The organism is Pseudomonas inefficax (assembly GCF_900277125.1).
GTDB lineage: Bacteria > Pseudomonadota > Gammaproteobacteria > Pseudomonadales > Pseudomonadaceae > Aquipseudomonas > Aquipseudomonas inefficax.
This window is the reverse complement of the sequence record NZ_OPYN01000085.1, coordinates 124437-138045: the sequence shown is the minus strand read 5'-3', so window position 1 is coordinate 138045 and position 13609 is coordinate 124437. Positions and strand designations below refer to the sequence as shown.

Sequence of the window (13609 nt, the reverse complement as noted above, 5' to 3'; positions counted from 1 at the left end):
ATAGCTATTGGCCATTAGCCGCGCAATGTACCTCGTCGCCTCAACGAAGCTGCAGGCGCCAGGCGCGATGGATACGGTTGTTGCGGGCGAAGTCCGGGTCCAGGGTCTGGGCCGTGATTTCCTCCACCGCGTAACGCGCCATCAGGTGCTCGTCCAGCTGGAACTTGCGGAAGTTGTTGGAGAAATACAGCACGCCACCCGGTGCCAGGCGGGCCATGGCCAAATCAAGCAGCTGCACGTGGTCACGCTGCACATCGAACACGCCTTCCATGCGCTTGGAGTTGGAGAAGGTCGGCGGGTCGATGAAGATCAGGTCGTAGCTGTCGCGGTTACCCTCCAGCCAGGCCATCACGTCGCCCTGCTCCAGGCGGTTGCGATCCGAGAAGCCATTGAGCGCCAGGTTGCGCCGCGCCCAGTCCAGGTAGGTTTTCGACAGGTCGACGCTGGTGGTGCTGCGCGCGCCACCCTTGGCCGCATGCACGCTGGCCGTGGCGGTGTAGCAGAACAGGTTGAGGAAGCGTTTGCCGGCTGCTTCGCGCTGGATGCGCATGCGCATCGGGCGATGGTCGAGGAACAGGCCGGTGTCGAGGTAATCGGTAAGGTTGACCAGCAGCTTGACGCCGCCTTCGTTCACTTCCTGGAAGCGGCCTTCGGTTGCCTGGCGCTCGTACTGGCGCGTGCCGCTCTGCCGCTCGCGGCGCTTCAACACCACACGCTGCGGCGAAATGCCCAAGGCCTGCGGGATGGCTGCCAGCGCGTCGAGCAGGCGTGCCTGAGCCTTTTCCGGGTCGACCGAACGTGGCGCGGCGTATTCCTGCACGTGAACCCAGTCCTGGTACAGGTCGACTGCCAGGGCATATTCGGGCATGTCGGCATCGTACAGGCGGTAGCAATCGACCTGCTCGCGGCGGGCCCACTTGCCCAGTTGCCGGAGGTTTTTCTGCAGGCGGTTGGCGAACATCTGCGCACCTTCCGACAAACGTGCCGGCTCGCTGGCCGGTACTGCCTGCTGGCGGGTTTGCGCACCTTCAGGCTGCGCCTCGCGGCGCTCGCCGGTGACGAACTGGTCGGGCTGCACCTTGAACAGCAGCAGCTTGCACGGCAAGGCGCCGTTCCAGAACGCGTACTGCTTGTGGCTGCGAATACCCATGCGCTTGCCCAACTGCGGCGCGCCAGTGAATACCGCCGCCTCCCAGCCCATGCAGGCCTGACGCAGGCGCTCGCCGAGGTTCTGGTAGAGGTACAGCAAGCTGGCTTCGTCACCCAGGCGCTCGCCATAGGGCGGGTTGCTGATGACCAGGCCTTTCTGGTTCTGGTCCGGGCGCGGCTCGAAGGTGCTGACTTCGCCCTGGTAGATCTTGACCCAGTCGCCCAGGCCGGCACGCTCGACGTTGTTGCGGCCTGGCTGGATCAGCCGCGGGTCGGCCTCGTAGCCACGGATCCACAGCGGTGGCTTGGCCAGGCCGGCCTGTGCCCGCGCCTGCGCCTCGTCATGCACCTTGCGCCACAACGCCGGTACATGGCCGAGCCAGGCACTGAAGCCCCAGCGTTCGCGCTTGAGGTTGGGCGCGATATCGGCGGCGATCATTGCTGCTTCGACCAGGAAGGTGCCCACACCGCACATCGGGTCGGCCAGCGCGCCACCTTCGGCGGCAATGCGCGGCCAGCCGGCGCGGATAAGCACCGCCGCCGCCAAGTTTTCCTTCAGCGGCGCGGCGCCTTGCTGCAGACGGTAGCCACGCTGGTGCAGGCTGTGCCCGGAAAGGTCAAGGGAGAGAATGGCTTCGCCGCGGTCCAGGCGCAGGTGCACGCGCACATCCGGGTCGATCTTTTCCACCGACGGGCGCAGTCCTTCGCGGTTGCGCAGCTTGTCGACGATCGCGTCCTTGACCTTCAACGCACCGAAGTGGGTGTTGTCGATGCCCGAGCCATGGCCGCTGAACTCCACTGCCAAGGTGCCGTCGGCTGCCAGGTGATCAGCCCAGTCGACCGCGTGCACGCCGTCGTAGAGGTCGTCGGCGTTCTTCATGGAGAAGCGCTTGAGTACCAGCAGCACCCGGTTGGCCAAGCGTGACCACAGGCACAGGCGGTAGGCGGTTTCCATGTCGGCGGCGCCGCGAATGGCCGAGGTGTGCTCGCGCACGTCATCCAGGCCGAGGGCCCGGGCCTCTTCGGCAAGCAGGCCTTCCAGGCCTTTGGGGCAGGTGAGGTAAAGTTCGAAACGGTCCGACATGAGTAATCCAGCGCCTTGGGCTATTTGACTGACGGGGCGACGCATCGCCCCGCGATGTTTGCCCGCACACCTTTCCAGCAGGCGTGCGGGTGGCCTTTCTTGGCACGCGAGCGTGCGGTGAAAGGCCGGGCCGCCTGACCGATCTGTGCTTGGCCCAGTGGCAAAGACAGCTTAGATCATCAGGCAGTACAAAAAATTCTGGCGATGCCGGGGCCGATGTGACCCTTCGTCGCATTTCAAATTATTTCTGTCATCCACAAGCAACGCTGGCGAAATGACGTCAATGATCGGCAAACCCTGATCATAGCGGGCTCAACGCTAAATAAGGTTGAGTCGCATTTATTTACTTATCCCCTCACCCTTGGAAAGGTTACGTGCTTATGACAAATCGATCATTCACACCGTGACTCGCATTCGATAGAACTGGTCTCAGGCCGCTTCGCAACGAGGCGGCACTTTCAGCTCGCCACGCCGGCAGCGAGCGCACACCGGCAGAAAGACTCTGCCCGGCCTCGGAGAGGCCGACGGGACATTACAGTCAACAAGTGAGGGCAACACCCTATGAGAAGACTTAAGCGTGATCCGTTGGAAAGAGCATATTCACGTGGCTACCAATACGGGGTCACCGGCAAATCCCGCGAGCTTTGCCCCTTCAATCTTCCTTCTGTTCGCCAAGCCTGGATCAACGGCTGGCGTGAAGGTCGCGGTGATAACTGGGACGGAATGACTGGCACCGCTGGCATCCATAGACTCAACGAAAATCACGCCGTTGGCTGAACGAGGACACTGAATTCGATTCACCATGCACGCCCTATCCGGGCGGCGGGCGCAGGCCCAGGGGCCCCTTGATGGGGCCCTTTTTTATGACTTCGAATCCATATCCGCGCTGGCTTCTTCGCGGGCTCGCCCGCTCCCACAGATATAGCGTCAGCCTCAGCAGTGCGCTGAATCCTGTGGGAGCGGGCATGCCCGCGAATGGGCCGGTCAGGTCACCGCGGCATCGCAGCGATAGCATCCACCGCTTCGCGAATCAGCGCCGGCCCCTTGTAAATGAAACCCGAATAAATCTGCACCAGGCTCGCGCCGGCAGCGATCTTCTCGGCGGCATGGCGGCCTTCGGTAATACCGCCAGCGGCAATGATCGGCAGCTTGCCGCCCAGCTCGCCCGCCAGCACCTTGACGATGTGGGTGCTCTTTTCCAGCACCGGCGCGCCCGACAGGCCGCCCGCCTCGCCACCGTATGGCAGCCCTTCGACACCTTCACGCCCCAGCGTGGTGTTGGTGGCGATCACCGCATCCATGCCCGACTCCATCAGCGCTGCGGCCACCAGGGCGGTTTCTTCGTCGCTCATGTCCGGGGCAATCTTGATTGCCAGAGGTACGCGCTTGCCATGCGTGCCGGCCAGTTGCTCGCGGCACTCGGCCAGGGCATCGAGCAACTGCTTGAGCGAATCGCCAAATTGCAGGCTGCGCAGGCCCGGGGTGTTTGGTGAACTGACGTTGACCGTGATGTAACTGGCAGCGGTGTACACCTTGTCCAGGCAGATCAGGTAGTCATCGACGGCACGCTCCACCGGGGTGTCGAAATTCTTGCCAATGTTGATGCCCAGCACGCCGTTGTAACGCGCAGCACGCACCCGGTCGAGCAGGTGATCAACGCCTAGGTTGTTGAAGCCCATGCGGTTGATGATGGCCGTTGCCTCCGGCAGGCGGAACAGCCGCGGCTTGGGGTTGCCCGGCTGCGGTCGCGGGGTGACGGTGCCGATTTCGACGAAGCCGAAGCCCAGTTGGGCGAACCCGTCGATGGCCGCACCGTTCTTGTCCAGGCCGGCCGCCAGACCCACCGGGTTGGCGAAGTTCAAGCCCATGACCGTAACCGGCAAAGCCGCCGGCTGCTTGCACAGCACGCCGTTGAGGCCAAGACGGCCACCTGCGCCGATCAGGTCCAGGGACAGGTCGTGGGAGGTTTCCGGGGAAAGCTTGAACAGCAGCTGGCGGGCCAGGGTATACATGGGCGGGCAAGGCTCGGGGTGAATGAGGTGGCGATTATAGCCAGCGTGGGGCCGGCATGACAGCAAATCGTGGGGCTGCTGCGCAGCCATGGCCGGCCAACACCGACCTGTAGGAGCAGCCTAGTGCTGCGAAGAGGCCATTACAGCCACACAAAATCTTTTGCCATGCCGGCCTCTTCGCAGCACAAGGCTGCTCCTACAGGGTCGAGCCATCGCAAAGCGGCCCACGGCCTTTGGCACATGCGTTGCACCGGAAAAGCCCACAGCCTTATCAGTACGGGCGAGGAACCTTGTGAACACTGTACCCCGAGCAACGCCCCTGGCCTGGGTCAACGGCAGCGACGCGCCGGAAAAGCCCAGCCTGAACATCGGCTACATGGCTCTGACCGACTGCGCCTCGGTGGTGGTCGCCGCCACCCAAGGCTTCGCCCAGCAGCACGGCCTTACCCTCAACCTCAAACGCCAGGGTTCCTGGGCCGGGCTGCGCGACAAGCTGGTCACCGGCGAACTGGATGCGGCGCACTGCCTGTATGGCCTGGCCTATGCCGTGCACCTGGGCATCGGCGGTGTACCGGCCAGCGAAATGGCCGTGCTCATGGGGCTGAACCAGAACGCCCAGGCCATAAACCTGTCTCCGGCCCTGCAGCGCAAAGGCGTGACCAACCCTGAAGCATTGGCGCGCCTGGCGCACCAGCATGGCGCACGCCTCACTTTTGCCCAGACTTTCCCCACCGGCACCCACGCCATGTGGCTGTATTACTGGCTTGCCAGCCAGGGCATCCACCCATTGCGCGACGTCGACAGTGTGGTGGTACCACCTGCACAAATGGCCGCGCATATCCAGGCCGGGCGCATCGACGGTTTCTGCGTGGGCGAACCCTGGGCTGCCGATGCAGTGGCCACGGGCCAGGGCTTCACCCTGGCTACCAGCCAATCGATCTGGCCGGACCATCCGGAAAAGGTCCTGGCCTGCGCCCGCGCCTTTGCCGAGCAATACCCCAACAGTGCCCGCGCGCTGATCAAGGCGGTGCTGGCCGCCAGCCGCTTCATCGAGCAAAGCCCGGAAAATCGCCGCAGCACTGCGCAACTGCTCAGCGGCAGCGCCTACCTGGCCACCCCGCTGGCGAGTATCGAACCACGCCTGCTCGGCAGCTACCACGATGGCCTGGGCAACCACTGGCAAGACCCCCATGCACTGCGGCTGCACGACCATGGCCGGGCCAACCTGCCGTACCTGTCCGACGGCATGTGGTTCATGACCCAGTTCCGCCGCTGGGGCCTGCTGCGCGATGACCCCGACTACCTCGGCGTGGCCCGCCAGGTCCAGCAGCTGGCGCTGTATGGCGAGGCGGCACAAAGCCTCGGCGTGGCCTGCCCAGAGCCAATGCGCAGCAGCCTGTTGATCGATGGCAGCCGCTGGGACGGCAGCGACCCCTACGGTTATGCCCGCAGTTTCAGCCTGCATGCCATGGGCGACCTGCCCGATGCCCGTGTCGGCGCGTGAGGGGGACCATTCATGTTGCGCATCCTGCTGATCGACGACACCCAGAGCAAACTCGGCCGCCTCAAGGCGGCCCTGAGCGAGGCCGGCTTCGAGGTCATCGAAGCCCCCGGCCTGACCATCGACCTGCCCGCCTGCGTCGAAACGGTGCGCCCGGATGTGGTGCTGATCGATACCGACTCACCGGACCGCGATGTGATGGAACAGGTGGTGCTGGTCAGCCGTGACCAGCCACGCCCCATCGTACTGTTCACCGACGAGCACGACCCCGCCGTGATGCGCCAGGCGATCCAGTCGGGGGTCAGCGCCTACATCGTCGAAGGCATCCATGCGGCGCGGCTGCAGCCGATCCTGGATGTGGCCATGGCCCGCTTCGAAAGTGACCAGGCGCTGAAGGCACAATTGCTGGCGCGCGACCAGCAACTGGCCGAGCGCAAGCGCATCGAGCAGGCCAAGGGTTTGCTGATGAAGATGAAGGACTGCAACGAAGAACAGGCCTACACCCTGATGCGCCGTCAGGCCATGAGCCGGCAGCAGAAGCTGATCCAGGTGGCAGAGCAGATCATTGCCATGCACGAGATGCTGGGCTGACGCCTCGTTCAAAACCTCACGCGATCCATGTGGGAGCGGCCTTGTGTCGCGAAAGGGGCGCGTAGCGGCCCCCGAATTTTCAGCTTCGCCGCAGATATTGCCGGGGCTGCTGCGCAGCCCTTTCGCGACACAAGGCCGCTCCCACATAACCCGAGTCAACCCACGGTCCAAGTTGGCCCATCTCTTGCTGAACAAATATCACCGGTAGCCAACGGCGGTTGCCCACTTGATCCCGACAAAGACGTCGCTCTCCCCTCCACCCATGTGGAGCGGGTGGCGGCGTCTTTTTCGTTCCGTTGCATTGCCGAGTGAGGTGTTCGATGAGTACCAGCTTCTGGAAATCCGGGCATGTGCCCACGCTGTTCGCCGCGTTCCTGTACTTCGACCTCAGCTTCATGGTCTGGTACCTGCTTGGCCCACTGGCGGTGCAGATTGCCGCCGATCTGCAGCTGAGCGCACAACAACGGGGCCTGATGGTGGCCACCCCGATCCTGGCCGGGGCGATACTGCGCTTTGCCATGGGCGTGCTGGTCGACCGCCTGTCGCCCAAGACCGCCGGGCTGATCGGCCAGGTGGTGGTCATCGTCGCTCTCGCCGCTGCCTGGCACCTGGGCGTGCACAGCTATGAACAAGCGCTGCTGCTGGGCGTTTTCCTCGGCTTTGCCGGCGCTTCGTTCGCCGTGTCACTGCCGCTGGCCTCGCAGTGGTACCCGCCTCAGCATCAAGGCAAAGCCATGGGCATTGCCGGTGCCGGCAACTCCGGCACAGTGTTCGCCGCCCTGTTGGCCCCTGCGCTGGCTGCAGGCTTTGGCTGGAACAATGTGTTTGGCTTCGCGCTGATCCCGCTGTCGCTGGCCCTGTTGGTGTTCGCCCTGCTGGCACGCAATGCCCCGCAGCGGCCCAAGCCAAAAGCCATGGCCGACTACCTCAAGGCCCTGGGCGACCGTGACAGCTGGTGGTTCATGTTCTTCTACAGCGTCACCTTCGGCGGCTTCATCGGCCTGGCCAGCGCCCTGCCCGGCTACTTCAGCGACCAGTATGGCCTGAGCCCGATCACCGCCGGCTACTACACCGCTGCCTGCGTGTTCGCTGGCAGCTTGATGCGCCCACTTGGCGGCGCCCTGGCCGACCGCTTCGGCGGCATCCGTACCCTGCTGGGCATGTACAGCGTGGCGGCCATCTGCATTGCCGCAGTCGGCTTCAACCTGCCTAGCGCCGCCGCCGCACTGGCCCTGTTCGTCAGCGCCATGCTCGGCTTGGGGGCCGGCAATGGCGCAGTGTTCCAGCTGGTGCCGCAACGCTTCCGCCAGGAGATCGGCGTGATGACCGGGCTGATCGGCATGGCCGGCGGCATCGGAGGCTTCCTGCTGGCCGCCGGGCTTGGCACCATCAAGCAGCACACCGGTGACTACCAACTGGGGCTGTGGCTGTTCGCCAGCCTGGGCTTGCTGGCCTGGTTCGGCCTGCACGGCGTGAAACAGCGCTGGCGCACCACCTGGGGCTCGGCTGCGGTTACCGCGGCGCGAGTTTGAGGCACAGCCATGAGCCTGCAGCTGAAGTTTGCCCAGGCCAGCGCCACCGGGCCGCGCGAGGAAAACCAGGACGCTCTGCGCCTGGTTACCCCGGCGCCGGAGCTGGCTGCCAGCAAGGGCTACCTGTTCGCCCTCGCCGACGGCGTCAGCCAATGTGCCGATGGTGGCCTGGCAGCCCGTGCCAGCCTGCAGGCGCTGGCCCTGGACTATTACGCCACCCCTGCGACCTGGAGCGTGGCCCAGGCACTCGACCGCCTGTTGTTGGCACAGAACCGCTGGTTGCGCGCCCAAGGCAGCGGCCAGCCACTTTTGACCACCCTCAGCGCACTGGTACTGCGTGGCCGGCGCTTTACCTTGGCCCACGTGGGGGACTGCCGCGCGTACCGCTGGCACGCCGGGCGCCTGCAATGCCTGAGCGAAGACCACGTATGGGACCAGCCCGGCATGCAGCATGTGCTGAAGCGCGCGCTGGGCCTGGACCAGCACTTGCTGGTGGATTACCTGGAAGGCGAACTGCAGCCGGGCGAGAGCTTCCTGCTGTTGAGCGATGGCGTATGGGCCAGCCTGGGCGACCAACATATCCAGGCGGTGCTGCGCGAGCAACCCGACCTGCAACTGGCCGTCGACACCCTGGTCGCCAGCGCGCACCTCAACGGCAGCCAGGACAACGCCAGTGCCTTGCTGGTACAGGTCGAGCAACTGGGCACCGCCAACCTGGGCGACACCTTGGCGCAACTGCAGCAATGGCCGGTGCCCGGCCCGCTGCGTGAAGGCCAGGTAATCGATGGCTGGCAAACCGAAAAGCTGCTTTCGCACAGCCGCCAGTCGCTGCTGTACCGGGTGCGCGATGGCCAGGGCCGAGCCTGGCTGCTGAAGACGCTGCCACCCGCGCGCGAGCAGGAGCCCGGCGCGGCACAAGGGCTGTTGCTGGAAGAATGGTTCCTGCGCCGTGTCGCTGGCCGCCACTTCCCCGAGCTGCACACCGCCAGCCAGCGCCAGCACCTCTACTACGTGATGCGGGAATACCCCGGCCAGAGCCTTGCAGCGCTGCTGGCCGAGCACGGCCCGCTGCCCATGCCGCAGTGGCTGGAGCTGGCCCGGCAACTGCTGCAGGCGGTCGGCGTATTGCACCGGCGCAACCTGCTGCACCGCGACATCAAGCCAGAGAACCTGCACCTGGGCAGCGATGGCCAGCTGCGCCTGCTGGACTTCGGCCTGGCCTACTGCCCGGGCTTGTCCGAAGACCCGCTGCACGAGTTGCCGGGCACGCCGTCATATATTGCCCCGGAAGCATTCGATGGCCAACCGCCCAGCCGACGTCAGGACCTGTATGCCGTGGCTGTGACGCTGTATTACCTGCTGACCGGGCACTACCCCTACGGTGAAGTGGAGGCCTTCCAGCGCCCGCGCTTCAGCCAGCCGGTCAATGCCGCGCGCTACCGCCCCGACCTGCCGGAATGGCTGCAGCACAACCTGCAGCAGGCACTGGCAGCCGACCCGGCGCAGCGCTTCGAAACCGCCGAACAATGGCTGCTGCTGCTCGAACGTGGCGACCGCCAGGAACTGCCCAGCCGGCCACGGCCGTTGCTGGAGCGCGAGCCATTGAAGGTATGGCGCACCCTGGCGCTGCTGTCCTTGCTGTTCAACCTGATATTGCTGCTCACCCTGCTCAAGGGCTGAACGCACCTTGCCGATGAGGAAACCCCGATGAATGCGAAAGTCTGGCTGGTTGGTGCTGGCCCTGGCGACCCCGAACTGCTCACCCTCAAGGCTGTACGCGCCTTGCAGCAAGCCGCGGTGGTGATGATCGACGACCTGGTCAACCCGATGGTGCTGGAGCATTGCCCACAGGCCCGGGTGATTGCCGTGGGCAAGCGCGGCGGCTGCCGCTCCACGCCACAGGCGTTCATCCAGCGCCTGATGCTGCGCCATGCGCGGCAAGGGCGCTGCGTGGTGCGGCTCAAGGGCGGCGACCCATGCATCTTCGGCCGTGGCGGTGAAGAGGCGCTGTGGCTGCAGGGGCATGGCATCGAGGTGGAAGTGGTCAACGGCATCACCGCCGGCCTGGCCGGCGCCACGCAATGCGGGATTTCCCTGACCTCACGGGGCGTGAGCCAGGGCGTGACGCTGGTCACGGCACATACCCAGGACGACAGCGAACTGAACTGGGCGGCCTTGGCCCAGGGCGGCACGACGCTGGTGGTGTACATGGGGGTGGCCAGGCTGGAGCAAGTGCGCCAAGGGTTGCTGGACGGGGGCATGGCACCGGGGACGCCGGTGGCGATGATCGAAAATGCCTCGTTGCCGCAGCAGCGGGAGTGCAGGAGCGATGTGCGGGGGATGGTTGAGGATGCGCGGGGGTTTGGCTTGCGTAGCCCGGCGATATTGGTGATTGGGGAGGTGGTTGGGGGGCAGGTGGCCCGGGAATTGGTGGCAATTGCTGGATGATGCGCTGCCTTCGCCGGCCTTTGTGGGAGCGGCCTTGTGTCGCGAAAGGGCTGCACAGCAGCCCCGGCAATAACTGCGGCGAAGCTGAAAATCTGGGGCCGCTACGCGCCCCTTTCGCGACACAAGGCCGCTCCCACAAGGGGCACACAAATCCAGGAAACAGGCAAAGAAAAACCCGGCCGAGGCCGGGTTTTTCATGAAGCTTCAAACCAATTACTTGGCCTGAGCTTCTACCTGAGCTTCAACGCGACGGTTGACAGCGCGGCCTTCTTCGGTGGCGTTGTCGGCAACCGGACGGGTTTCGCCGTAGCCAACCGAGTCAACACGGCTGGATTCCACGCCGTACTGCTGGGTCAGGACCTGCTTGACAGCGTTGGCACGACGCTCGGACAGCTTCTGGTTGTAAGCGTCTGGGCCGACGGAGTCAGTGTGACCTTCCACGGTGGTGGTGGTCTGTGGGTACTGCTTCATGAAGTCAGCCAGGTTCTTGATGTCGCCGTAGCTGTTTGGCTTGACGACCGACTTGTCGAAGTCGAACTTGACGTCCAGCTCAACGCGAACGACTTCGGCAACAGCCGGGCAGCCATCAGCGTCAACGGTAACGTTGGCTGGGGTGTCAGGGCACTTGTCGACGTTGTCGCAAACGCCGTCGTTGTCGGAGTCGGAGCACACTTCGGCAACTGGAGCCGGAGCGACTTCAGCTTGCTTCGGGCTACCGCCGAAGTTCAGACCAACACCAACGGTCGGACCCCACTCGGTGTTGCCGTTGTCGATGTTGTACATGGCTTCTACGCCAGCACGGGCGAAGAACATGTCGGTGATGTACCACTTGGCGCCAGCGCCAACGTTGGCGAAGGTGGAGTGGTCGCGGCCGCTACGAGTGGCCTGGCCCAGGCTCTCGTGAGCGAAACCGGCGGAAACGTACGGACGCAGAGCGTCGCCCACGGTACCGAAGTGGTAGGTAGCGTCGAGCTTGGCCTTGGAACCTTTGATGTCTTTGTTGAAGACTTCACCACGAGCGTTGTGGGTCTCGTTGTAGCCGAGGTCCAGGGAAACGTCGTCGGTCAGGAAGTAGCCCAGGCGAACACCAGGATTGGTGCCGTCGTTCTTGAAGTTACGTTCGCTGTCGTAGTACTGCTTGGTAACGTTGCCTTCGATTTCCACAGCGCCTTGGCCTTGAGCCAGAACGCCGAACGAAGTAGCAGCGACGAGCGAGCCAATGGCCAAGCCCAAGGTGTTTTTCAATTTCATCCGTTAAATCCCCATCTGGTGATAGTTAAGCAGTCCCACCACAAACAAGGGGGACAACTCGACGGCAAGTCTAGCAGAACTCGCCGGTTCGTTAGAGATATTTGCATGCCACTAAGTTTCATCGAGGCCGGCAAATTTCTCCCGAAGCTTGTCTAGCGCGCGCTTGTAGCGCATTTTCGTCGCGCTCAGGCCCATGTGCATGATGTCCGCAATTTCCTGAAATTCCAGCTCTGCGACAAAACGCAGCACCAGGATTTCCCGGTCAATCGGGTTCACATGCACCAGCCACTTGTCCAGCCCGCCCTTTTCTGCCGGCTTCGGAGCCTTGTCTTCGGACGCCTCTTCCACAGGGTCCAGGCTCAAGGCATCCATCAACCGACGTTTACGGCGCTCTTTGCGGTACTGGGTAATGCATTCGTTGTAGGTGATGCTGTAGAGCCAGGTCTTGAACTTGGACTTACCCTCGAAGTTCTTCAGCCCGTACAGCACTTTCAACATGACTTCCTGACAGACATCGTCCGCGTCACGGTCGTTCCCCAGATAACGCGCGCAGACGTTGAACAGGGTCCGTTGGTAGCGCCGCATGAGCTCCTCATAGGCGCGGGTAACGTGGTACAGCTCCTCATGCGAACGCGCCACCAACTCTTCGTCGGTGAGCTCGCGGGGGTCATAACGCATGGGCGGCGAATGAACTTTATTCAAAACGGATCTGGCCGACAGTCAGGTCAATGTCGCCGCGCGACCCCGTGGGTCGATTTTCGCGGCGGCATACATTAACAGCTTTGTGCGGTTAGCGGCTATTGACTCGCTGTTCAAGCAACTCGCGATTGGACAGCGACACCAGTTCGCCATCATCGGTCAGCAGCGTCGTCTTGACCGTACCGATCTCCTCGATATGCCCTTCGACCTCTCCAATCCGCACCTGCTGGCCGACCTGATACAGTTCGCGCACGTAGATGCCGGCCAGGATCTGCCCGGCGATTTCGCGGCTGCCCAGGCCCATTGCCAGCGCAACGGCCAGACCAACGGTAATCAGCCCGATCACGATCACATGGTTCAGCAGGTCGGTTTTAACTTCCAGCTGGCTGATGGCCACCGAGATGCTGATGATGATCACCAGGCCCTGGGTGATACGCCCCAGGCCTGCCGAGTATTCCAGGCCGATGCCTTCGGCAGCGCCGCGCACCAGGCCGTTGGCCACTTGCGCCAGCAGCACGCCGGCCAGCAGCACCAGGGCTGCGCCAAATACCTTCGGCAGGTACAGGGCAAGCATGTCGAGGGTTGCCGAGACCCGCTCCAGGCCCAGCGACTCTGCGGCCGAGACCAGGAAGATGAGCAGCACGAACCAGTAGACGATCTTGCCGATCAAGGTGGAGATGGGCACCTGGATGCCGACCCGGCCGAGCATCTTGGTCAGGCCGGTGCCGCCCATCAGTCGGTCCAGGCCGAACTTGGCCAGCAGTTTGGACAGCAGCGTGTCGAGCAGCTTGGCCACCACGAAACCGAGCAGCACCACGACCAGCGCGCCGAACAGGTTGGGGATGAAGTTCGCTACCTTGGTCCAAAGGGCAGTCATGGCGGTGACCAGGCTCTGGGTCCAGAGATCGAGTTCCATATTCAATCGGCCTTATCTGCTTTGCTGCCGTTGGCAGCGTTGCGGGAAGAGTGTCGACGCACCGGCGCAACATGCGCCGCGCCATTGTTCACGGCGATCAGCAGCGCCTGGCTCCAGCGGCCAAGCAGGCTGAACAGATCACCCGCGCCAACCTGGCGGTTGGCGGTTTTCAGTACGCGACCCAGGCAGGCGGCGTCGTCCCGGTCGTCCCGGTCATTACCGGAGGGGGACACCTTGAGCAGGTCGCGCAGGGATTCTTCAAACGGATCGTGCATGGGCACCTCGCGCAGTGTCAGTCAGAGACGAGATGGCCGGGCGATGGGTCACACATCGCATTGGGACGAGTGTTTCAAAATGAATGCGCGTCAGCTTCTTCGCGGGCACGCCCGCTCCCACAGGGATCCCACAGAACTTGAAAGGTGTGGT

12 protein-coding genes are annotated in these 13609 nt (G+C 63.7%); 6 read left to right on the top strand and 6 right to left on the bottom strand.

Annotated elements, in window-relative coordinates; all coding sequences use genetic code 11:
• Positions 1–40 precede the first annotated feature (40 nt).
• Positions 41–2233 carry a bifunctional 23S rRNA (guanine(2069)-N(7))-methyltransferase RlmK/23S rRNA (guanine(2445)-N(2))-methyltransferase RlmL gene (gene rlmKL, locus JV551A3_RS11410; RefSeq protein WP_133970855.1) on the bottom strand — a complete coding sequence of 731 codons (2193 nt, stop codon included), beginning with the start codon at positions 2231–2233 and terminating at the stop codon, positions 41–43.
• A gap of 561 nt (positions 2234–2794) precedes the next feature.
• On the opposite strand from rlmKL, the gene rmf reads away from it, so the two are divergent.
• Entirely contained in the window at positions 2795–3010 is a 216-nt protein-coding gene (gene rmf, locus JV551A3_RS11405; protein ID WP_003248687.1) for a ribosome modulation factor, read from the top strand.
• Positions 3011–3222: 212 nt separating this feature from the next.
• On the opposite strand, the gene JV551A3_RS11400 is transcribed toward rmf, so the two are convergent.
• Positions 3223–4245 (bottom strand): quinone-dependent dihydroorotate dehydrogenase, encoded by a 1023-nt coding sequence (locus tag JV551A3_RS11400; protein ID WP_133970854.1) that lies wholly within the window; start codon positions 4243–4245, stop codon positions 3223–3225.
• A gap of 292 nt (positions 4246–4537) precedes the next feature.
• Here JV551A3_RS11400 and JV551A3_RS11395 point away from each other — a divergent pair, with 292 nt between their 5' ends.
• From JV551A3_RS11395 to cobA, 5 genes are all read left to right on the top strand, one after another.
• Entirely contained in the window at positions 4538–5749 is a 1212-nt protein-coding gene (locus JV551A3_RS11395) for a CmpA/NrtA family ABC transporter substrate-binding protein (protein WP_133970853.1), read from the top strand.
• 12 nt (positions 5750–5761) lie between these two features.
• Complete coding sequence (locus JV551A3_RS11390; protein ID WP_112252101.1) at positions 5762–6337, top strand: ANTAR domain-containing response regulator; 576 nt, start codon at positions 5762–5764, stop codon at positions 6335–6337.
• A 320-nt stretch (positions 6338–6657) separates the two neighbouring features.
• Entirely contained in the window at positions 6658–7869 is a 1212-nt protein-coding gene (locus tag JV551A3_RS11385; RefSeq protein WP_112252100.1) for a nitrate/nitrite transporter, read from the top strand.
• Between the two features lie 9 nt (positions 7870–7878).
• Positions 7879–9549 (top strand): bifunctional protein-serine/threonine kinase/phosphatase, encoded by a 1671-nt coding sequence (locus JV551A3_RS11380; RefSeq protein ID WP_133970852.1) that lies wholly within the window; start codon positions 7879–7881, stop codon positions 9547–9549.
• Positions 9550–9576: 27 nt separating this feature from the next.
• Positions 9577–10317 (top strand): uroporphyrinogen-III C-methyltransferase, encoded by a 741-nt coding sequence (gene cobA / locus JV551A3_RS11375; RefSeq protein WP_133970851.1) that lies wholly within the window; start codon positions 9577–9579, stop codon positions 10315–10317.
• Positions 10318–10530: 213 nt separating this feature from the next.
• Here the strand turns inward: cobA and JV551A3_RS11370 are convergent, their stop codons facing one another.
• From JV551A3_RS11370 to JV551A3_RS11355, 4 genes are all read right to left on the bottom strand, one after another.
• Positions 10531–11568, bottom strand: a complete 1038-nt coding sequence (locus tag JV551A3_RS11370; RefSeq protein WP_004376136.1) for an OmpA family protein — start codon at positions 11566–11568, stop codon at positions 10531–10533.
• A 111-nt stretch (positions 11569–11679) separates the two neighbouring features.
• Positions 11680–12246, bottom strand: coding sequence for an RNA polymerase sigma factor SigX (gene sigX / locus JV551A3_RS11365; RefSeq protein WP_133970850.1), 567 nt, complete (start codon positions 12244–12246; stop codon positions 11680–11682).
• 112 nt (positions 12247–12358) lie between these two features.
• A complete protein-coding gene (locus JV551A3_RS11360; protein WP_133970849.1) occupies positions 12359–13183 on the bottom strand; it encodes a mechanosensitive ion channel family protein in 825 nt (274 codons plus the stop codon).
• Between the two features lie 2 nt (positions 13184–13185).
• Positions 13186–13458, bottom strand: coding sequence for a CrfX protein (locus JV551A3_RS11355; RefSeq protein WP_133970848.1), 273 nt, complete (start codon positions 13456–13458; stop codon positions 13186–13188).
• Positions 13459–13609 lie beyond the last annotated feature (151 nt).